The sequence below is a fragment of the Sphingomonas sp. CV7422 genome (genome assembly GCF_027945725.1).
GTDB lineage: Bacteria > Pseudomonadota > Alphaproteobacteria > Sphingomonadales > Sphingomonadaceae > Sphingomonas > Sphingomonas kyungheensis.
In genome coordinates this window covers 2986777-3005095 of record NZ_CP115900.1, presented here as the reverse complement: position 1 = coordinate 3005095, position 18319 = coordinate 2986777, and the positions used below count along the sequence as shown (strand labels likewise).

The 18319-nt window shown below is 68.9% G+C and carries 19 protein-coding genes; 7 read left to right on the top strand and 12 right to left on the bottom strand.

Annotation, left to right across the window (positions count from 1 at the left end; all coding sequences use genetic code 11):
• Positions 1–31: 31 nt before the first annotated feature.
• The 6 genes from PBN85_RS14235 to cobA all read right to left on the bottom strand — a co-directional run bounded on the left by PBN85_RS14235 (position 32) and on the right by cobA (position 5820).
• The gene (locus PBN85_RS14235) at positions 32–1660 is read right to left on the bottom strand and encodes a histidine kinase famiy protein (protein WP_271299411.1); all 1629 of its coding nucleotides are present in this window, start codon (positions 1658–1660) and stop codon (positions 32–34) included.
• Positions 1661–1761: 101 nt separating this feature from the next.
• Positions 1762–2520 carry a phosphoadenylyl-sulfate reductase gene (locus PBN85_RS14230; RefSeq protein ID WP_037532082.1) on the bottom strand — a complete coding sequence of 253 codons (759 nt, stop codon included), beginning with the start codon at positions 2518–2520 and terminating at the stop codon, positions 1762–1764.
• Positions 2513–2941 carry a DUF934 domain-containing protein gene (locus PBN85_RS14225; protein ID WP_037532085.1) on the bottom strand — a complete coding sequence of 143 codons (429 nt, stop codon included), beginning with the start codon at positions 2939–2941 and terminating at the stop codon, positions 2513–2515. Before PBN85_RS14225 ends, PBN85_RS14230 begins: the two co-directional genes overlap by 8 nt.
• Positions 2934–4559, bottom strand: coding sequence for a nitrite/sulfite reductase (locus tag PBN85_RS14220; RefSeq protein WP_271299410.1), 1626 nt, complete (start codon positions 4557–4559; stop codon positions 2934–2936). The genes PBN85_RS14225 and PBN85_RS14220 overlap by 8 nt, the downstream gene beginning before the upstream one ends.
• A 176-nt stretch (positions 4560–4735) precedes the next feature.
• The gene (locus tag PBN85_RS14215) at positions 4736–5032 is read right to left on the bottom strand and encodes a DUF2849 domain-containing protein (protein WP_037532090.1); all 297 of its coding nucleotides are present in this window, start codon (positions 5030–5032) and stop codon (positions 4736–4738) included.
• Positions 5029–5820 (bottom strand): uroporphyrinogen-III C-methyltransferase, encoded by a 792-nt coding sequence (gene cobA, locus PBN85_RS14210; RefSeq protein ID WP_037532092.1) that lies wholly within the window; start codon positions 5818–5820, stop codon positions 5029–5031. Before cobA ends, PBN85_RS14215 begins: the two co-directional genes overlap by 4 nt.
• Before the next feature lie 218 nt (positions 5821–6038).
• Here cobA and PBN85_RS14205 point away from each other — a divergent pair, with 218 nt between their 5' ends.
• Positions 6039–6752, top strand: a complete 714-nt coding sequence (locus PBN85_RS14205) for an EAL domain-containing protein (RefSeq protein ID WP_271299409.1) — start codon at positions 6039–6041, stop codon at positions 6750–6752.
• Here the strand turns inward: PBN85_RS14205 and PBN85_RS14200 are convergent.
• Together PBN85_RS14200 and astD are read right to left on the bottom strand one after the other, a co-directional pair.
• A complete protein-coding gene (locus tag PBN85_RS14200) occupies positions 6739–7269 on the bottom strand; it encodes an AAA family ATPase (RefSeq protein WP_271299408.1) in 531 nt (176 codons plus the stop codon). The genes PBN85_RS14205 and PBN85_RS14200 overlap by 14 nt on opposite strands.
• A gap of 275 nt (positions 7270–7544) precedes the next feature.
• Positions 7545–8957: a succinylglutamate-semialdehyde dehydrogenase gene (gene astD / locus PBN85_RS14195; RefSeq protein WP_271299407.1), complete on the bottom strand. Its 1413-nt coding sequence runs from the start codon at positions 8955–8957 to the stop codon at positions 7545–7547.
• A 98-nt stretch (positions 8958–9055) separates the two neighbouring features.
• On the opposite strand from astD, the gene PBN85_RS14190 reads away from it, so the two are divergent.
• Positions 9056–9493 (top strand): hypothetical protein, encoded by a 438-nt coding sequence (locus PBN85_RS14190; RefSeq protein ID WP_152542124.1) that lies wholly within the window; start codon positions 9056–9058, stop codon positions 9491–9493.
• A 60-nt stretch (positions 9494–9553) separates the two neighbouring features.
• On the opposite strand, the gene PBN85_RS14185 is transcribed toward PBN85_RS14190, so the two are convergent.
• Positions 9554–10912: a protein adenylyltransferase SelO family protein gene (locus PBN85_RS14185; RefSeq protein ID WP_271299406.1), complete on the bottom strand. Its 1359-nt coding sequence runs from the start codon at positions 10910–10912 to the stop codon at positions 9554–9556.
• A gap of 50 nt (positions 10913–10962) precedes the next feature.
• Here PBN85_RS14185 and PBN85_RS14180 point away from each other — a divergent pair, with 50 nt between their 5' ends.
• Genes PBN85_RS14180 through PBN85_RS14170 form a run of 3 tightly spaced genes read left to right on the top strand, consistent with a single transcriptional unit; the run spans position 10963 to position 14177 of the window.
• On the top strand, positions 10963–11820 hold the full coding sequence (locus PBN85_RS14180; RefSeq protein WP_271299405.1) for an alpha/beta fold hydrolase: 858 nt from the start codon (positions 10963–10965) through the stop codon (positions 11818–11820).
• Positions 11817–13019, top strand: a complete 1203-nt coding sequence (locus tag PBN85_RS14175) for a DUF418 domain-containing protein (RefSeq protein WP_271299404.1) — start codon at positions 11817–11819, stop codon at positions 13017–13019. The genes PBN85_RS14180 and PBN85_RS14175 overlap by 4 nt, the downstream gene beginning before the upstream one ends.
• A 33-nt stretch (positions 13020–13052) precedes the next feature.
• On the top strand, positions 13053–14177 hold the full coding sequence (locus tag PBN85_RS14170; protein ID WP_373276443.1) for a glycosyltransferase family 4 protein: 1125 nt from the start codon (positions 13053–13055) through the stop codon (positions 14175–14177).
• Positions 14178–14410: 233 nt separating this feature from the next.
• Here PBN85_RS14170 and PBN85_RS14165 read toward each other — a convergent pair whose 3' ends face one another.
• Complete coding sequence (locus PBN85_RS14165) at positions 14411–14866, bottom strand: hypothetical protein (RefSeq protein WP_271299402.1); 456 nt, start codon at positions 14864–14866, stop codon at positions 14411–14413.
• Positions 14867–15042: 176 nt separating this feature from the next.
• Between PBN85_RS14165 and PBN85_RS14160 the strand changes: the two genes are divergently transcribed.
• Both PBN85_RS14160 and PBN85_RS14155 read left to right on the top strand, forming a co-directional pair.
• Positions 15043–16446, top strand: coding sequence for an NAD(P)H-dependent flavin oxidoreductase (locus PBN85_RS14160; protein ID WP_037532111.1), 1404 nt, complete (start codon positions 15043–15045; stop codon positions 16444–16446).
• Positions 16447–16465: 19 nt separating this feature from the next.
• On the top strand, positions 16466–16927 hold the full coding sequence (locus tag PBN85_RS14155) for a nucleotidyltransferase domain-containing protein (protein ID WP_443026788.1): 462 nt from the start codon (positions 16466–16468) through the stop codon (positions 16925–16927).
• Between the two features lie 25 nt (positions 16928–16952).
• Here PBN85_RS14155 and PBN85_RS14150 read toward each other — a convergent pair whose 3' ends face one another.
• Entirely contained in the window at positions 16953–17150 is a 198-nt protein-coding gene (locus PBN85_RS14150; protein ID WP_037532114.1) for a hypothetical protein, read from the bottom strand.
• 99 nt (positions 17151–17249) lie between these two features.
• Positions 17250–18242, bottom strand: coding sequence for a 2-hydroxyacid dehydrogenase (locus tag PBN85_RS14145; protein WP_271299400.1), 993 nt, complete (start codon positions 18240–18242; stop codon positions 17250–17252).
• Positions 18243–18319: the final 77 nt, after the last annotated feature.

Here is an 18319-nt window from a genome sequence, read left to right as displayed (position 1 = left end):
CCGTGCCCCGGTGCACGGCCGTCGCCGCCGGTCAGCCGACCCCGGTCGGTCCGTCGATGACGCGGCGGACCTTGATGGCGAGTTCGCTGCGCTTGTAGGGTTTCTGGATCAGGTCGAATTCGGCGCCGCGCGCGTCGACCCGCTCGATCGAGGATTCGGCATAACCGGTCGTCAGCAGCACGCAGATCCGCGGCCGCCGGCGCTTGACCTCGCGCGCCAGCATCACGCCGTTCGTCCCGCCCGGCATGATCAGGTCGCTGAACAGCAGATCGATAGGACCGGCGCCATCGAGCAGTTCGAGCGCGGCATCGGCATTGTCGGCGCGCAGCACGGTATATCCGAAGTCGGTGAGCACCGCCTCGGCATAGTCGCCGACGTCGACCTGATCCTCGACGACCAGCACCGTCTCATGTCCGCGCTTGTCGGCGAGCGGACGCGACGCCGGCGCGCCCTGCGGCTCCGCCGCCGCCGCCTCGCACGGGAACAGCATCCGTACCGTCGTGCCGCGCCCCTCTTCGGACGTGATGCGGAGCAAGCCGCCCGACTGTTTCATGAAGCCGTAGACCATCGACAGGCCGAGCCCGGTGCCCTTGCCCTGATCCTTGGTGGTGAAGAACGGTTCGGTGACGCGGGCGAGGATGTCCGGCGACATGCCGATGCCCTGATCGGTGATGGTCAGCATGACATAGGTGCCGGGCGCGAGTTCGCCGAAGCCCTTGTCGCCGGCTTCGATCGAGCGGTTGCTCGCTTCGATCGTGATCGTGCCGCCATCGGGCATTGCGTCGCGCGCGTTGCGCAGGATGTTGATGACGGCGAGTTCGGCCTGCGTCGGATCGATCCGGGCATTGCAGATATGCGGATCGCTGCGCACGGCGACGGTGACCGCGCCGCCGGCGGTGCGCTCGATCAGCGGCTGGAGATGGTCGAGCAGATCGCCGAGATTGACGACGCGGCCTTGCAGTTTCTGCCGGCGCGAGAAAGCGAGCAATTGCTGGGTCAGCGTCGCGCCGCGTTCGGCGGCCTGCAGCACCGCGCGCATCGAGCGGGCCGCCTTGCGGCGGTCGAACTCGCCGTCGCGTTCGAGATTGGCGAGGATGATGTCGCCGAACCCCTGGATCACGGTAAGCAGATTGTTGAAATCATGCGCGACACCGCCGGTGAGCTGGCCGACCGCCTCCATCGTCTGCGCCCGGCGCAGCCCTTCCTCGGCATCGCGGCGCCGCGTGACGTCGAGCTGCGAGGCGAAATGATAGACGACCTTGCCGTCGCAATCGAACACCGGCGATACGAACAAAGCGTTCCAGAAGACGGCGCCGTTCTTCTTGTAATTGAGGATCTCGACGGAGGTTTCGCGCTGCTGGCTGATCGCGCGGCGCAGCTCGGCGACGGTGTCCGGATCGGTCTCCGGCCCCTGGAGCAGCCGGCAGTTGCGGCCGATCAGTTCGTCGCGCGCATAACCGGTCATGGTGATGAAGGCGGGATTGGCGAAGACGATCGGATTGTCGTGCTGATTGGGATCGGTGACGATCATCGGCATCCGCGTCGTCGACACCGCGGCGAAGAAGATGCCGTTGCGGTCGTCCGCCATATCGTGATTGGTGACGCGTTGCAGATGCGGGGGCGGACCGCCCCGCGGCTTTTCCGGCGTTCCGTCGGCCATGGGGATCCAAGCGCTAGAGTCAGGCCGGGCCTTATGACATTGCCGGGTCGATCGGAAAACCCATCGAGATCAACGATGTTCCCGGCATAAGACGGTCGGGCTCAGAACGCCGGGTCGTCCTCGCCGGTCGTCGCGACATGGATGCCGCATTCCACCTTGTCCCAACCGCGCCAGCGGCCGGCGCGCGGGTCCTCGCCGGGCTTGACCTTGCTGGTGCACGGCGCGCAGCCGATCGACAGAAAGCCCTGCGCCTCCAGCGGATGACGCGGCAGGTCATGCTCCTCGAAATAGGCGTTGAGCTGATCCTTGTTCCAGTCGGCGAGCGGGTTGAGCTTCAACCGGCCCTCATCCTCCTCGAACCGCGGCAGGGCGGTGCGCGTCCCCGCCTGGAATCCCTTGCGTCCCGAAATCCACGCGTCGAACGGCGCCAGCGCGCGGCGCAGCGGTTCGACCTTGCGGATCTCGCAACAGCCGTCGGGATCGTAGGACCAGCGCATGCCCGTCGCATCGCGCAGCGCGAGCATGCGCGGATCGGGACGGAAGACGCGCAGGTCGGTGAGGCCGAGCCGCTCGGACAATTCGTCCCGATAGGCCAAAGTCTCGCCGAACATCTTCTGCGTGTTGGTGAAGATTACCGGCACGTCCTTGTCGATGCTCGCCACCATATGCAGCAGCACCGCCGATTCGGCGCCGTAGGAGGAGACCGAAGCGACCCGCCCGGCGAGCTCGCCGGTGAGCAGCTCGCGCAGCATCGCCGCGGCGGGCACGCCGGCGAAGCGGATCTGCATCGCCGCGGCATCGGCGGTGGTGAAGGGCGGCGCGACGTCGATCACGTCGGCCGCGCGCGCAGATTCAGCCATGGCGCAATTTCCACACCGGCACGATTCCGTCGGCGGCGGGCTGGTAGCGATAGTCGTAGCGGTCGAGGCTGCGTTGCAACGCCTCCGGATCGATCGGCGCTTCCGGCGCGAAACTGTCGAAGCCACAGCGGCGCATCAGCGGCAATTGGTCGACGAGCACATCGCCCGCCGCGCGCAATTCGCCGGTATAGCCCGCCTCGCGCAGCACGCGCGCGGCGCTGTAGCCGCGGCCGTCGCGGAAGCTCGGGAAGCTGACCTCGACCAGCGCGATCTGGCCGATCTGCGGCAGCAGCGCGCGCGCGTCCTCGCCCGCCTCGAGCCGAACCGCCGTGGCGTTGCTCTGGCCGAGGAAGGCGTCGAGCGTCACCGCCGGTTCGTCGTGCGGCTCGTCGTCGCGGAAGCGCAGCGGGGCATCAACCATAAATGGCGTCCTTGAACGGTTCGAACCCGACGCGGCGATAGGTGTCGAGAAAGCGTTCGCCCGGCTCGCGCGTCGCGAGATAGCGGTCGGTGACCCGCTCGATCGCGTCGACGACGCCATCCTCGGAGAAACCGGGACCGGTGATCTTGGCGAGGCTGACGTCCTCCGCCCCCGATCCGCCGAGCGACAGCTGGTAGTTTTCGGTGCCCTTCTTGTCGACGCCGAGGATGCCGATGTGGCCGGCGTGATGATGGCCGCAGGCATTGATGCAACCCGAGATCTTGAGCTTCAGCTCGCCGAGTTCGCGCTGGCGATCGGCGAAGCGGGTCGCGATCTTCTGCGCCAGCGGGATCGAGCGCGCATTGGCGAGGCTGCAATAATCGAGCCCCGGGCAGGCGATGATGTCGGTGATCAGGTCGAGGTTGGGCTCGGCGAGACCAGCCTCCGTGAGGCGACGCCATATCGCGTGGAGGTCGCGCTTGGCGACGTGCGGCAGGACGATGTTCTGCGCATGGGTGACGCGCAATTCGTCGAACGAATAGGCGGCGCCGAGATCGGCGAGCAGCGCGATCTGATCGGCATCGGCATCGCCGGGGATGCCGCCGATCGGCTTGAGGCTGACGTTGACGATCGCATAGCCGGGCTGTTTGTGCGCGGCGACGTTCTGGTCGAGCCAGACGGCGAAATCGGGATCGCTGCGGTCGACGGCATCGGGCGCCGCCGGGTCGAAGGCGGGAGGCGCGAACATCGCGGTGATCCGCTCCAGCTCGGCGCGCGGCGGGTCGATGCCGAGCTGCTTGACGAGCAGGAACTCCTCCTCGACCTGGCGACGATATTCCTCGGCGCCGATCTCGTGGAGCAGGATCTTGATCCGCGCCTTGTAGATATTGTCGCGGCGGCCGTAGCGATTGTAGACGCGCAGGCACGCCTCCAGATAGCTCATCAGATCGTCGGAGCCGACGAAGTCGCGCACCAGATGGCTGATCATCGGCGTGCGTCCCATGCCGCCGCCGACATAGATCGACGCGCCAAGCTCGCCGTCGCGCGTCACCAGCCGGATGCCGATGTCGTGCAGCCGCATCGCCGCGCGATCCTCCTCGGCGGCGATCACGGCGAATTTGAACTTGCGCGGCAGGTAGCTGAATTCGGGGTGGAAGGTGCTCCACTGGCGGATCAGCTCGGCCCAGGGACGGGGATCGGCGACCTCGTCCGCGGCGGCGCCGGCATATTGATCGGCGCTGATGTTGCGGATGCAATTGCCGCTGGTCTGGATCGCATGCATCTGCACCGTCGCCAGCCGCGCGAGGATGTCGGGCGTGTCGGCAAGCTTGATCCAGTTGAACTGGAGGTTCTGGCGCGTGGTGAAATGGCCGTAGCCGCGATCATAGTCGCGGGCGATGCCGGCGAGCATGCGCATCTGCCGCGAATCGAGCGTGCCATAGGGAATGGCGACGCGCAGCATATAGGCATGAAGCTGCAGGTAGAGGCCGTTCATCAGCCGCAGCGGCTTGAACTGATCCTCGCTGAGCTGGCCCGACAGGCGGCGCTCCACCTGGTCGCGGAACTCGTCGACGCGGGCATCGACGATCGCCTGGTCATATTGGTCGTATCTATACATTCTGGGTCCGGCCTTGGTTCGTGCCGATGAAGACGGGGCGGGGGTGAGACTGTGTCGGTACGGGAGACCTTCCCTCCATCGTCATCCCGGCCTGCGCCGGGATGACGATGGGGAGGGGGTCGGCTTCCACATTCTCGCACGGGCCCGACGACCGCCGGGTACCGCTCGTCGCCCGCTCATATCACCCAGCTCCCCGCGGCGGGGTCCGCCGGCCGCAAGGTCAGGTCGGGCCGCACCGTCGGGCCGAGCGCGCGGATACGGTCCTTGATATGCGCAGGCCGCGGCCCGTCGGGCGTCGCGATCGCGTCGATCAGATAGGGGACGTTGACCCGGCGCGCGCCTTCCTCGCGGCGCAGGATCGCCTCGCCCTCCTGGCCGACGTCGGCGGCGTCCTCGACATGGCGCGACCAGCCGCTGCCGGTCCACCAGACGACGTCGCCGGTCGGCAGGTCGTTGCCGGTGAGCAGTCTCATGCCACCATCCCCTCGGCGACGCGCGCCCAGCGGGCGAGCTTGTCCTCGGCGTCGGACAGTTCGACCACCTCGCCGACGACGATGATCGCCGGGCTCTGCACCGCCTCGCGTGCCACCATCGGCCCGAGGTCGGCGAGCAGGGTGCGCAGCGCGCGGCTGCCCGCGAGCGTGCCGCGTTCGAGCACCGCGACCGGCATGTCGGGCGCGACGCCGTCCGCCATCAATTTGTCGGCGATGTCGGCGGCAGTGGCGACGCCCATGTAGATGACGAGCGTGCGACCCTGTCCGGCGAGCCCCGCCCAGTCCTGATCCGCCAGCCCCTTGCACTGGCCGGCGACGAAGCTGACCGCGCTGCTGTGGTCGCGATGGGTGAGCGGCAGCATCGCCTCCGCCGCGCAGCCGAGCGCCGCCGAGACGCCGGGGATCACCTCGACCGGCAGACCGGCGGCGCGCACCGCCTCGACCTCCTCGCCGCCGCGTCCGAAGATGAACGGGTCGCCGCCCTTGAGCCGGACGACGATCGCGCCGGTCTTCACATGCGCGACGATCAGCGCGTTGATCGCCTCCTGCGGCAGCGTATGCCGCGCGCGCCGCTTCGCGACCGAGATGCGCTGCGCCTGCGGTGGCGCGATGTCGAGCACGCGCGCGTCGATCAGCCCGTCGTGGACGACGATATCGGCGCTGCGCAGCGCCTCGACCGCGCGCACGGTGAGCAGACCGGGATCGCCGGGACCGGCACCGACCAGGATGACGCGCCCGCGGGCATTGGGATCGAGAAGCGTGGCCATGATGGTGAGCAGATGGCGCGACGGCGGCAGCGGAACAAGCCAGCGTTGCTTGGCCGCGGACTAGGCGAACTTGGGACGGCGGCCCTTGCGCCCGTTTCACCGGTTAAAGTCATCTTCACGAAAGTTTAGCACCCCCGGTCCTAGCTGAACCGATGCAGCACGTTCAGTCCGCCGGATGTCAGGGATGTCAATCGGAGCAGCATCGCTTCGCCATCGCCATGGCGTTCCAGCCGATCGTCGATGTCGAGACCGGCAGGCCCTTCGCTTACGAGGCGCTGGTCCGCGGCGCCGACGGGGCAGGGGCGGCGGCGGTGCTGGCGCAGGTGACGCCGGACAATCGCTATGCCTTCGACCAGCAATGCCGGGTCGCGGCGATCGAGGGCGCGGTGGCGGCTGGGATCCTCGACGGCGACGCGCGGCTGTCGATCAACTTCCTGCCCAATGCCGTCTATTCGCCGCTCGCCTGCATCCAACTGACGCTGCGCACCGCGCATGCCACCGGCCTGCCGACCGACCGGCTGATCTTCGAATTCACCGAGAATGAGGAGATGACCGACACCGCGCACGTCAAGACGATCGTCGAATCCTATGCGGCGATGGGCTTCGGCACAGCGGTCGACGATTTCGGCGCGGGCCATGCGGGGCTTGCGCTGCTCGCCCGCTTCCAGACCGATTTCCTCAAGCTCGACATGGACCTGATCCGCGACATCGACACCAGCCTGCCGCGCCGGATGATCGTCGAAGGCGTGGTGCGGATCGCGCGGTCGCTCGGCATCACGGTGATCGCCGAGGGGATCGAGACGATCGCGGAATATGACGTGCTGCGCGGCCTTGGCATCCGCTACATCCAGGGCTATCTGCTCGCCCGACCCGGCTTCCGCTGCCTGCCGGCGGTGACGATGCCCGCCGTCCGCCACGTCACCGCGGCGTGAGCCCGGCGCGGCGGTAGAAAGCGGCGATCGCGCGCGGACCAGCAAGGCGGATGTGCGGCACGGCAAGCGTGCCGGCCAGCGCGGCGTAGCGGCGCCGGTTGGCGCGGGTGGTGCCGGCGATATGGCGCAGCATCGCCCATTTGACGCTGTCGCGCCCGCCGTCGAGGCCACCGACGCGATTCCCCGCCGACCAGCAGCGCAGGACATAGCGGCGCAGGCTGGTCAGCGTCGGCACGTCGAGCAGGATGACGCCGGTGGCGCGCGCCAGCCGCTGCGGCTGGCAGATCGCGTAATTGCCGTCGATCACCCAGCGCTCGCCGGCGATCGCCGCATCGTGCAGCGCGACGAAGTCGGCGGTGGCGCGCGGCTGCCAGTCGGTGCCGGGCAGATGGTAAAGGCGGTCGAGATGCACCACCGGCAGCTCCCGCACACGGCCGATCGCCTGCGCCAGCGTCGACTTGCCGCTGTTCGACGGTCCGATGATGCAGATACGCTGGCCAAGGGCGGTGAGGGGCATGGCCTCATCTTAGGCGCGCGCCGCGCGCCGCGGTATCAGAAGTGGCTGATCGCCGATCCAGGGGTGCTTGCCGCCAATCTGTCCAGTCCCATCAGTGCTCCCGAAGGCGGGAGCCCGGTTCTCTTCTTGCATCGGGTGTTTGTTCTGCTTGGCCACTAGGTGCCCGCATGCGCGGGAAAGCCGGTGCGTTTGGCAGCCTAGTGGACTGTCACAGAAGTCTCGCTTGCCGGGGCGGACCTACCCCTCCTTCAGAGATTCTTCGGGTGCCACCCTCCTCACGCGTCGCGCAGGCCGATGCCGAGGTTGGCGCGTGCGGCTTCCGCTTCGTTGCTGACCACCGGATAGGCGCAGTAGTCGGCGGCGTAATAGGCGCTCGGGCGGTGGTTGCCGCTCCAGCCGATGCCGCCGAACGGCGCGGCGGAGGAGGCGCCGTTGGTCGGGCGGTTCCAGTTGACGATGCCGGCGCGGATGCTCGCCCAGAAGCGGTCGTAGAGTGCCGGCGTCTGGCTGACCAATGCCGCGGACAGGCCGTAGCGGGTGGTGTTGGCGATGCCGATCGCCTCGTCGAAGTCGGTGGCGCGATACACCTGGAGGATGGGGCCGAACAGCTCGATGTCGGGATGCTCGGTCGCCGCGGTCATGTCGATCAGCGCCGGGGTGAGGAAGGGGCGGTCGGCGACCGGGCGTTCGAGGTGGCGGATCGGCCGGCCGCCGCGCATCAGCAGTTCGAGGAAGCTCTCGCCGAGCTGGTCGGCGACGTCATTGTCGATCACCGGCCCCATGAACGGCTGCGGATCGTCGTGCGGGCTGCCGACGATCAGCCGGCCGACCAGTCCGCAGATCGCCTCGATCAGCGGTTCGTACAGCCGCTCCTCGACGATCAGCCGGCGCGCGGCAGTGCAGCGCTGGCCGGCGGTGGTGAAGGCGGACTGGATGACCAGCACCGCCGCGGAATGAAGGTCGGGCGTGTCCCAGACGAGGATCGGATTGTTGCCGCCCATCTCCAGCGCGAGGATCTTCTCGGGCTTGGTGGCGAAGGCGCGGTTGAGCGCCAGGCCGGTGCGCGCCGAGCCGGTGAACAGCAGCCCGTCGATATCGTCATGGTCGGCGAGCGCCTTGCCCTCCGCCGGGCCGCCGACGAGCAGGCGGATGCACGCTTCGGGCACGCCGGCGGCGCGGAAACAGTCGACCAGATAGGCGCCGGTCGCCGGCGTCTTCTCGGACGGCTTGAACACCACCGCATTGCCGGCGAGCAGCGCGGGGACGATATGGCCGTTGGGCAGATGCGCCGGGAAATTATACGGGCCGAGCACCGCCAGCACGCCGTGCGGCTTGTGGCGCAGCGCCATGCGGCTGCCCATCGGCGATTCGAGCCGGCGCTGCGCGCTCCGCTCGGCATAGGCGGTCACCGAAATGTCGACCTTGGCGATGACGCTGTCGACCTCGGTCCGCGCCTCCCACAGGGGTTTGCCGGTTTCTCGGGCGATCAGGTCGGCGAAGGGCTCGTGGCGCTGGCGGACGACGTTGCCGAAGCGGCGCAACGTCTCGATCCGCACGGTCAGCGGCAGCGCCGCCCATTGCGCCCAGCCGTTGCGCGCGGCGGTGACCTCGGCGTCGACATCGCCGATCGCGCCGCTCCAGAGCAGCGCGCCGGTGGCGGGTTCGTGGGAGTTGATCGCGTCAGCCATGCCTGTCCCGTCGTTTATCCGCAGCGGGTTAGGCGAATGACGGCGGGGCGGCAAGATCGGGCGTTGTAAGGCGGCAGCGCCGTATTACCATTGCGCGCATGGTCGATATCTTCTCTCTTTTTGCTCTGTCCCAGCGCATTCTAGTGGTTGCTGCAATCGGGCTATTGCCGCCGCCGGCAGATCAGGCGCGAACGCTGTCGCCACCGCCGGTGATGAGGACATACGATCCAATTGCAGGGCCCTTCATCGTCCGGTTCGGCGATCAAAGCGAGCTGACGCCAGACCAGCTGGGTGTGGTCAAGAACGCCGTCGATAACTGGATGGGGGATAGGCTGCAGGCTTTCCAGATCTGTTTTTCCCCGCCAAAAGAAATTAAATGGAAGGAAGTTTTCTTTGCTGTTGACGCCGTTGCTCACGCGTTGAAGATGAATGGCGCACGGGTCGTCACCGCTCCGAACGGCCTGCTTTGTCGATCGGCTCATCGTCCGAATTTTGGAGAGGCATACGTCGAAATAGAAGGCGTTATTTCGTTATGAGCCGCGCGCACGGCCCTGAATATATCACGGGCGTTTGCGCTCGCTCAATCCGTCTTGCCACTAGGCGAGCGCCTCGCCCATCTCGCGGATCGCCGCGACCTTGTCGTTGAGCGCGGTCCAGTCGTCCGCGGCGGCGATCGGCGCCCAGATCGCCTCGACCTCGTCGATCAGCAGGCCACAGGGTTCGCCTCGCCAGTAACGATGGTCGCGCGACGAGCGCGGCGCATAACCGGCGAGCGCCGCGCGCAGCGCCTGCCAGTCCTCGCCATAGTCCGCCGGCAGCACGCCGCCGAACACGTCGAAGAAGAAACGGTCGAGCGGCACCTGCGTGGTCCGCAGCGCCCGCTCCATCGTCTGGACGAGCGCGCGGTCGGCGTCGGGCGTGTGCGGCACGACGCCGAGCCGCCAGAGCAGGGCGGCGGTGATCGCCTCCTGATAGCGCGGCGCGAAGGTTTCGAGCGTCGCGATCAGCGGGTCGCTCTCGGCGATCAGGCGCAGGCTGCTGGCGAGCTGCATCACGTCCCAGTGGATCGCTTCGGGCTGGCGACCGAAGGCGTAGAGGCCGGCGTGATCGAAATAGGCGGCGGTGAAGGCGGCGTCCCAGGTCGGCGCGAACCGCCACGGGCCGTAGTCGAAGCTCTCGCCGGTGACGTTGATATTGTCGCTGTTGAGCACACCGTGGACGAACCCCGCCGCCATGTAGCGCGCGGCGAGCGTCGCGGTGCGGCCGACGACATGGTCGAGCAGGCGGATCGGATCGTCCAACTCCTCGCCGTAGAGGTTGGCGAGCACGTAGCGGACGAGCGCGCGCATCCCCGCCTCGTCCTGATGATAGGCGAGCCGCTGGAAGCTGCCGATGCGGATATGGCCGTGACTCAGCCGGACGAGCACCGCCGAACGGGTCGGCGAGGGTTCGTCGCCGCGGACCAGCTCCTCACCCGTCTCGATCAGCGACAGCGTGCGGCTGGTCGGCACGTTGAGCGCCTCGAGCATCTCGGTGGCGAGGATCTCGCGCACGCCGCCCTTTAGCGTCAGCCGACCGTCGCCGAAGCGGCTGTACGGCGTCGTGCCCGACCCCTTGGTGCCGAGGTCCATCAGCCGGCCGTCGCGGTCGTGCAACTGGGCGAAGGTAAAGCCGCGGCCGTCGCCGATGTCCGGACTATACTGGCGGAACTGATGGCCGTGATAGCGCAGCGCGAGCGGCTGCGGCAGCGTGCCGGGCAGCGGCACGAAGCGGCCGAAGGCGTCGATCCATTCGCCGTCGTCGAGCGTCGCCAGCCCGACCCCGGCGGCGGCGCGGTCGTTGCGGAAGCGCAGCCGCGTCGCGGGGAAGCGCGCCGCCTCCACCGGGTCCGACAGCGTGGTGCCGAGATCGAGCAATGCGGCGGCGGGGTGGTATGCTTGCGGGTCGGTGGGCATCCGTGGATATGGAGGGCGCGCATCGCCGCGCGCAACCCCGGGATACCGCTATGGCCGCCTACGAACATTGCTATTGGTCGTCCGCCGACGGGCTCAAGCTGCATTATCGGCTCTATCCCGGCGATGCCGCGGCGCCGCCGGTGCTGTGCCTGCCGGGGCTGACCCGCAATGCGCGCGACTTCGATCACCTCGCCGCGCGGCTCGCCGGTCCGCGGCAGGTCATCGCGGTCGATTTCCGCGGTCGCGGCCGCAGCGACTATGCCAAGGACCCGGCGACCTATGTCCCGGCCACCTATGTCGCCGACGTGCAGGCCCTGCTTGCCGAGCGCGGCATCACCCGCTTCGTCGCGGTCGGTACCTCGCTCGGCGGGATCGTGACGATGCTGCTCGCGCAGGCCGGGGCGGGGATCGCCGCGGCGCTGCTCAACGACGTCGGCCCGGAGATCGAGGCGGGCGGGATCAGCCGCATCCGCGGCTATGTCGGCAAGGCGAGCAGCTGTCCGACCTGGATGCACGCCGCGCGCGCGCTGCAGGACGGCAATGCCGACATCTATCCCGACTGGCGGATCGAGGACTGGCTGGCGATGGCCAAGCGCGTCTATCGGCTGACCAGCAGCGGGCGCATCGTGCTCGACTATGACCTCAAGATCGCCGAGCCGTTCCGCACCCCCGGCAACGAGAGCGGGCCGGACATGTGGACGGCGCTGGCGGCATTGCGCGACGTGCCGGTGCTGGTCGTGCGCGGCGGGCGATCCGACGTGCTGTCGCAGCCGGTCGCCGAGCGGATGGTCGCCGCGCTCGACCGGGCCGAGCTGGTGACGCTGCCGGGTCTCGGCCACGCGCCGACCCTCGCCGAGGCGGCGCTGCACGATCCGATCGACCGGCTGCTCGCGCGCGCTGCGGCATGACCGCAGCCGCGCCGCCCGCGGACGAGCCCGACGGCGCGCCGCGGCTGATCCAGCTCGACGTGCTGCGCGGCGTGGCGATCCTCGCCATCCTGTTCATGAACATCGGCGAGATGGGCGCGTCGATGACCGCCAATTGGTCCGACATCCGCCATATCGGCTGGAGCGGCGCCGACCGGATCGCCTGGTGGACGCAGACGCTGCTCGTCGAGGGGACGGCACGCGCGCTGCTCGAGATGCTGTTCGGTGCGGGGATGCTGATCCTCACCGATCGCTTCGCGGCGGCGAGCGATCATCCGCTCGGGGTGACCTTGCGCTACGGCTGGCGCAACCTCGTGCTGTGGGCCCTGGGCATCGCGCATATGTTCCTGCTGCTGTGGCCGGGCGATATCCTTCACACTTATGCGGTCGCCGCGCTGCTCGCGTGCGCGGCGCGGCGGGTGTCGACCCGCGCGCTGATCGTACTCGGGCTCTCCTATGCCGCCTTCACGCTCGCCGCCGGGCTGACGACGCAGGTGCCGGCGGCGGCCCGCGCGCAGGCGGCGGCGGCGGATGCGGCGGCGGTGGTGCGCGAAGACGCCTTCGGCCACGGCGATCGCGCCGCCTGGACCGCCGGGCAGCGGCGCGTCGCGCTGGAGCGGCTGGGCGGCGAGGAGATCGTCTATGTCTGGGAGGCGGCGGCGACGATGCTGGTCGGCGCGGCGCTGTTCCGGATGGGGGCGTTGCAGGGCGGCTGGTCGCGGCGTCGCTATCGGCGGATGCTCGCCTGGGGGTACGGCATCGGCCTGCCACTGCGCATCGCCGGCGCGTGGGAGGCGACGCGCTTCGACGGGCAGGTCGGCCATGTCTGGATGGTCGAGGACATCGCGCGGCTGGCGACGACCGCGGGTCATGTCGCGGGACTGGCGCTGCTGCTGTCGCATCCGCGCGGTCGCGCCTGGCTAGTACCGTTCGCGGCGGCGGGGCGATGCGCGCTGACCGTGTATATCGCGCAGACGCTGATCGTCTCGTGGCTGATCTTCTCGCCCTATGGCCTCGGACTCTACGGACGGATGGGCTGGGCGGCGATGATGGCGGTGGCGTTCGCCGTCGACGCGCTGCTGCTCGCCGCCGCGGTCGGGTGGTTGCGCCGCTTCCGCATCGCGCCGGTCGAATGGCTGTGGCGATCGCTGGTCGAGGGGCGGCTGCTGCGCTTGCGCTAACGCTTTCGAATGGCGGCGGACGCGGGTAGATCGATGCGCATGACGCCGCATGTCCTCCACCTTCATTCGAGCTTCAGCCTGGGCGGCAAGGAGGCGCGTGCCGTACGGCTGATGAACGCCTTCGGCGATCGGCTGCGCCATACCATCGTCAGCGGCGTTCCCGACCAGCTCGGCGCGCGCGCCGCGATCGCCAAGGGCGTGCGCTACGAGATCGCGCAGGATCCGCCGGCGCTGACCGGACGCCCGTCGGTGGCGCGCTACGAGGCGCTGGCGCGGTTCATGCGGCGCTTCGACCTGGTGCTGACCTATAATTGGGGCGCGATCGACGGGGTGATGGCGCGGCGCGTCTTCGCCAAGGGCGCGCCGCCGCTGATCCATCACGAGGACGGCTTCAACGCCGACGAGGCGCAGGGGCTGAAGGTCGAGCGCAACGTCTACCGTCGCATCGCCCTGAGTGCGGCGCAGGCGCTGGTCGTGCCGTCCGAATCGCTCGAACGGATCGCGCTGCGGACGTGGAAGCAGCCGCCCGCGCGCGTCCACCGCATCAGCAACGGCATTCCCACCGCGCTCTACACGAAGAAGCCCGATCCGCGGGCGATCCCCGGCTTCGTCGCCAACGGCAAGGAGGTGGTGATCGGGGCGCTCGCCGGCCTGCGCACGGTCAAGAACCTGCCGCTGCTGGTCCGGGCCTGCGGCGGCATCGCCGGCAAGTTCCGGCTGGTGATCGTCGGCGAGGGGCCGGAACGCGCCGCGATCGAATCGACCGCGCGCGCCATGGGCATCGCCGACCGCGTCGTGCTGCCGGGCTTCCTCGCCGACCCGCACCGCTACATCGGCCATTTCGACATCCTCGCGCTGTCGTCGGCGAGCGAGCAATTCCCGATCAGCGTCGTCGAGGGGATGGCGGCGGGGCTGCCGGTGGTCAGCACCCCGGTCGGCGACGTGCCGCAGATGGTCGCCGCGGAGAATGCGCCCTATGTCACCGGTGGCGACGAGGTGCTGTTGCGCGATGCGTTGCAGGCGCTGGTCTCGGACGCCGCCCTGCGGGCGCGGATCGGCGCGGCGAACCGGGAGAAGGCGCGCGCCGCCTATGACGAAGCGGCGATGATCGCGCGCTACGAGTCGCTGTACGGTGCGACGCTGGGGCGGGGGTTCTAGCCGGATCGGCGATCACCGCCGCGCAAGATCCGGATGCGTCGAAGGGGTTCGCGCAGAGGCGCGGAGGGGTGCGCGCGCCGCGCTGGCACCTGCGATCTCACGCCACGGACATGCAGGCGCGCGTCGCCCGAATCCAGTCTCTCCGCGTCCTCTGCGCCTCCGCGCGAACCAATTTTCGGCCGCAGCACGCGGCTTAGCCGGCGACTCGATGTCGACCGGACGTAGGTGGCGCCTCATGCCGCTTCGGCGAGTTCCTCCACGATCCGTGTCGCGAAATGGAGCGATGCGCCCGGTGCGCCCGCCGCGACCAAAGCGAGATCGGCGGCGCCCTGCAACAGGCCGTCCTCCACCTCGGGCTCCTGCGCCTCGGCGGCGGCGATGGTGGCGGCGAGGATCGCGCGGGCACGGCGTGCGCCATAGGTCAGCGTGAAGGCGTCGAGCGCGGTGGCGAAGCAGGTCTGGTCGCTGATCGGCGCACCGCCCGGCTGCTGCAACGACGCGCAGGCCGCGCCGAGCACATAGGCGCGCGACCAGGCCGAGCCGGTCGGCCCACCCTCCGGCAGCCGCCCCGCCGCACGCCCGAGCCGTTCGAACTGCGGCAGCAGCAGCGCACCGAACGGCGCCTGCGCCAGTGCGGCGTGCATCGCCCCGGCGCGGCGCGGCGCAATCAGATGATTGAGGATCCCCATCGCCCGTCCTTCCCCCCTCGCATCGCGTGTCGAGCGGGGCTTGTGGCGCATCGGCGTTAACCGTCGGCTAAAGGGCAGCAGGTCGGTCTGATCGCGCGCAACGCGCAATTGCTTCGCTTCGCCGCCGGCTTCTTGTATAGCCGGCCGCATTTACCCCGGATGAGGTGCAATTTTCCGTGTTCAAGGGCCTGAAGCCGATCGTCTACAATGGCCGCGAGGTCTGGCCACTGGTCGAGGGGGGCAAGGGCGTCGCCGCGACCAACCACGCCTCCGCCGGCGCCTGGGCCGCAGCGGGCGGGATCGGCACGGTCTCCGCGGTCAATGCCGACAGCTATGACCCCGAGGGCAAGATCATCCCGCAGGTCTATCGCGCGCTGACCCGGCGCGAGCGGCACGAGGAACTGATCGCCTATGCGATCGAGGGCGCGGTGCAGCAGGTCCATCGCGCGTTCGAGATCGCCGGCGGCAAGGGCGCGATCAACATCAACGTGCTGTGGGAGATGGGCGGCGCGCAGCGGATCCTGCACGGCGTGCTGGAACGCACCCGCGGCATGGTCGCGGGCGTCACCTGCGGCGCGGGCATGCCGTACAAGCTGTCCGAGATCACCGCTTCCTACGGTGTGTCCTATCTGCCGATCGTCTCGTCGGGCCGCGCCTTCCGCGCGCTGTGGAAGCGCGCCTATTCGAAGGCGGCGGAATGGCTGGCGGCGGTGGTCTATGAAGACCCCTGGCTCGCCGGCGGCCACAACGGCCTGTCTAACGCCGAAGACCCGCTCAAGCCGCAGGACCCGTTCCCGCGCGTCGCCGAGCTGCGCGCGGTGATGCGCGAAGGCGGCATCCCCGACACGACGCCGATCGTGATGGCGGGCGGCGTCTGGTATCTGCGCGACTGGAACGACTGGATCGACCATCCCGAACTCGGCACGATCGCCTTCCAATATGGCACCCGCCCGCTGCTGACGCAGGAAAGCCCGATCCCCGAGGCGTGGAAGGCGAAGCTGACCGAGATCGAGGAAGGCGAGGTGCTGCTCCATCGCTTCTCGCCGACCGGTTTCTATTCGTCGGCGGTGCGCAATCCCTTCCTGCGCAATCTCGAAGCGCGCTCCGAGCGGCAGATCGCCTTTTCGACGCAGGAGGCTGGCGACCACGTCTTCCAGCTCGACGTCGGCGTGAAGGGCAAGAACTTCTGGGTGACGCGCAACGACCTGCTCCGCGCGCGGCAGTGGTTCGGCGAGGGCTTCACCGACGCGCTCAAGACGCCCGACAATACGTTGGTGTTCGTGACGCCGACCGAAAAGGGTATCATCCGCAAGGACCAGGCCGATTGCATGGGCTGTCTGTCGCAATGCTCCTTCTCAAGCTGGGCGGACAGCGAAACCAATTCGACCGGCCGACTCGCCGATCCGCGCAGCTTCTGCATCCAGAAGACGTTGCAGGACATCGCGCATGGCGGCGACATCGACCAGAACCTGATGTTCGCCGGCCATGCGGCGTATAACTTCAAGCGCGATCCCTTCTATTCGAACGGTTTCGTGCCAACGGTGAAGCAGCTCGTCGATCGCATCCTGACCGGGGACTGAGGACGGCGGCCCGGTGGCGATGGACCTGGATATCGCCGCCGTGCTGATTGCCGTCGCGGAGGTGATGCGGCCGGCGCGCGATCCGTGGTGGATCATCGGCAGCGCCGCGGTCGTCCTGCTGGGCGGCGCGACCAGTGTCGCCGACATCGATCTGTTGACGAGCCGGCGCGATGCGGAGGCGCTGGTGCTGCGGCTCGGGCTCACGGTCGCTGCGCCCGATCGCCATCCGCAGTTTCGATCGCGACTCTTCGCCCGCAGGCAGCGGGCGGATCGCGACGTCGAGATCATGGGTGAGCTGATGCTCGCCGACGGCCCGGCGTGGCAGTCGATGACACCGCGCACGCGCCAAGCCCGGCCCGTCGCGACATCGACCGTCTACGTTCCCGGACGGGCGGAGATGATCGCGATCCTCACCCGCTTCGGCCGCGACAAGGACCGGGAACGGGCGCACATTCTAGAGTGTACGGGAGCGCCGGGTTGAGGCGCTCGGCGCTCCCGAACCTGGTTCAGTCGGCGACGGTGCCGACCACGGCGCCGGCGGTGCCGCCGACCGCCGCACCCTTTTCGACGCTGCCGCCGGTGGCGGCGGCGACGCCCGCGCCACCCGCCGCGCCGATGCCGGCGCCCTTGAGCGTCGAACAGGCCGACAGGCTGAGCGCGACGCCGGCGAGCAGGGCGACGGAGGCGAGCGGCTTGCGGGACATGGGGCTAATCCTTGTTCTGACTGGAAGGCCCCTAAATGGTGCTGCGCAGCAAAGTGTTCCGATGAGACACATTTTCTCACGATCGGTGAGCCAATCGGCTCACGCCCAGCCGTCGAGCACCTGATCGGGCGGGCGATGGCCGTCTGCCCACATGCGGATGTTCTGGATGACCCGCTCGCCCGAGGCGCGGCGGCCCTCGAACGTCGCCGATCCCATATGCGGCGTCATCACCACATTGGGGAGGGCGAGCAGGCGCGGATCGATGCGCGGTTCATGCTCCCATACGTCGAGCCCTGCGCCGGCGAGCTGTCCCGCCTCCAACGCATCGACCAGCGCGACTTCGTCGAGGATGCCGCCGCGCGAGGTGTTGATGACATGGACGTGGCGCCGCATCAGCCCGATGCGGCGCCGGTCGATCAGGTCGCGGCTGTCGGCGTTGAGCGGCGTATGGATGCTGAGGATGTCGATCGCGCCGAGCATTGCGTCGAGATCGGCGTGATAGGTCGCGGCGAGCTCGTCCTCTAGCACCGCGGGCAGGCGGCGGCGGTTGTGGTAATGGATGGCGAGCCCGAAGGCGCGCGCGCGCCGCGCCACCGCCTGGCCGATCCGCCCCATGCCGACGATGCCGAGCGCCTTGCCGCCGATGCGGTGGCCGAGCATGCCCCCCGGGCTCCAGCCGTGCCAGCCGCCCTCGCGCACCAGCTTCTCGCCCTCCGCCAGCCGCCGCGGCACCGAGACGATCAGCGCCATCGCGACGTCGGCGGTATCCTCGGTCAGCACGCCGGGCGTGTTGGTGACGATGATGCCGCGCGCGCGCGCCGCCTGGAGCGCGATATGGTTCACGCCCGCGCCGTAATTGGCGATCAGCTTGAGGCGCGGGCCGGCGCCCGCGATCAGCGCGGCGTCGATATCGTCGGTGACGGTGGGGACGAGCACGTCGCATTCCGCCATCGCCGCGGCGAGCGCCGCGCGGCTCATCACCGTGTCGCCGCGGTTGTTGCGCGTATCGAACAGCGCCTCCAGCCGGTCCATCACCGTGTCGGCGAGTTCGCGGGTGACGATCACCGTCGGGGTCTGGCGGGGCTGTGACATCGCGTCAGCGGCTTGGCGGAGCCTATCCGCCGCGTCAACGGATCGTTGCTCCGGCCGGCGCCTGCGCTAGAGAGGGG

Coding starts and splice junctions, on each gene's coding strand:
- PBN85_RS14170 (WP_373276443.1), top strand. CDS start 13,053: ATGCGCATGACGCCGCATGTCCTCCACCTTCATTCGAGCTTCAGCCTG.
- PBN85_RS14215 (WP_037532090.1), bottom strand. CDS start 5,032: ATGAGACTGCTCACCGGCAACGACCTGCCGACCGGCGACGTCGTCTGG.
- PBN85_RS14145 (WP_271299400.1), bottom strand. CDS start 18,242: ATGTCACAGCCCCGCCAGACCCCGACGGTGATCGTCACCCGCGAACTC.
- PBN85_RS14205 (WP_271299409.1), top strand. CDS start 6,039: ATGGCGTTCCAGCCGATCGTCGATGTCGAGACCGGCAGGCCCTTCGCT.
- PBN85_RS14155 (WP_443026788.1), top strand. CDS start 16,466: ATGGACCTGGATATCGCCGCCGTGCTGATTGCCGTCGCGGAGGTGATG.
- PBN85_RS14225 (WP_037532085.1), bottom strand. CDS start 2,941: ATGGTTGATGCCCCGCTGCGCTTCCGCGACGACGAGCCGCACGACGAA.
- PBN85_RS14190 (WP_152542124.1), top strand. CDS start 9,056: ATGGTCGATATCTTCTCTCTTTTTGCTCTGTCCCAGCGCATTCTAGTG.
- PBN85_RS14200 (WP_271299408.1), bottom strand. CDS start 7,269: ATGCCCCTCACCGCCCTTGGCCAGCGTATCTGCATCATCGGACCGTCG.
- PBN85_RS14220 (WP_271299410.1), bottom strand. CDS start 4,559: ATGTATAGATACGACCAATATGACCAGGCGATCGTCGATGCCCGCGTC.
- PBN85_RS14230 (WP_037532082.1), bottom strand. CDS start 2,520: ATGGCTGAATCTGCGCGCGCGGCCGACGTGATCGACGTCGCGCCGCCC.
- PBN85_RS14180 (WP_271299405.1), top strand. CDS start 10,963: ATGGCCGCCTACGAACATTGCTATTGGTCGTCCGCCGACGGGCTCAAG.
- PBN85_RS14165 (WP_271299402.1), bottom strand. CDS start 14,866: ATGGGGATCCTCAATCATCTGATTGCGCCGCGCCGCGCCGGGGCGATG.
- astD (WP_271299407.1), bottom strand. CDS start 8,957: ATGGCTGACGCGATCAACTCCCACGAACCCGCCACCGGCGCGCTGCTC.
- cobA (WP_037532092.1), bottom strand. CDS start 5,820: ATGGCCACGCTTCTCGATCCCAATGCCCGCGGGCGCGTCATCCTGGTC.
- PBN85_RS14235 (WP_271299411.1), bottom strand. CDS start 1,660: ATGGCCGACGGAACGCCGGAAAAGCCGCGGGGCGGTCCGCCCCCGCAT.
- PBN85_RS14150 (WP_037532114.1), bottom strand. CDS start 17,150: ATGTCCCGCAAGCCGCTCGCCTCCGTCGCCCTGCTCGCCGGCGTCGCG.
- PBN85_RS14175 (WP_271299404.1), top strand. CDS start 11,817: ATGACCGCAGCCGCGCCGCCCGCGGACGAGCCCGACGGCGCGCCGCGG.
- PBN85_RS14185 (WP_271299406.1), bottom strand. CDS start 10,912: ATGCCCACCGACCCGCAAGCATACCACCCCGCCGCCGCATTGCTCGAT.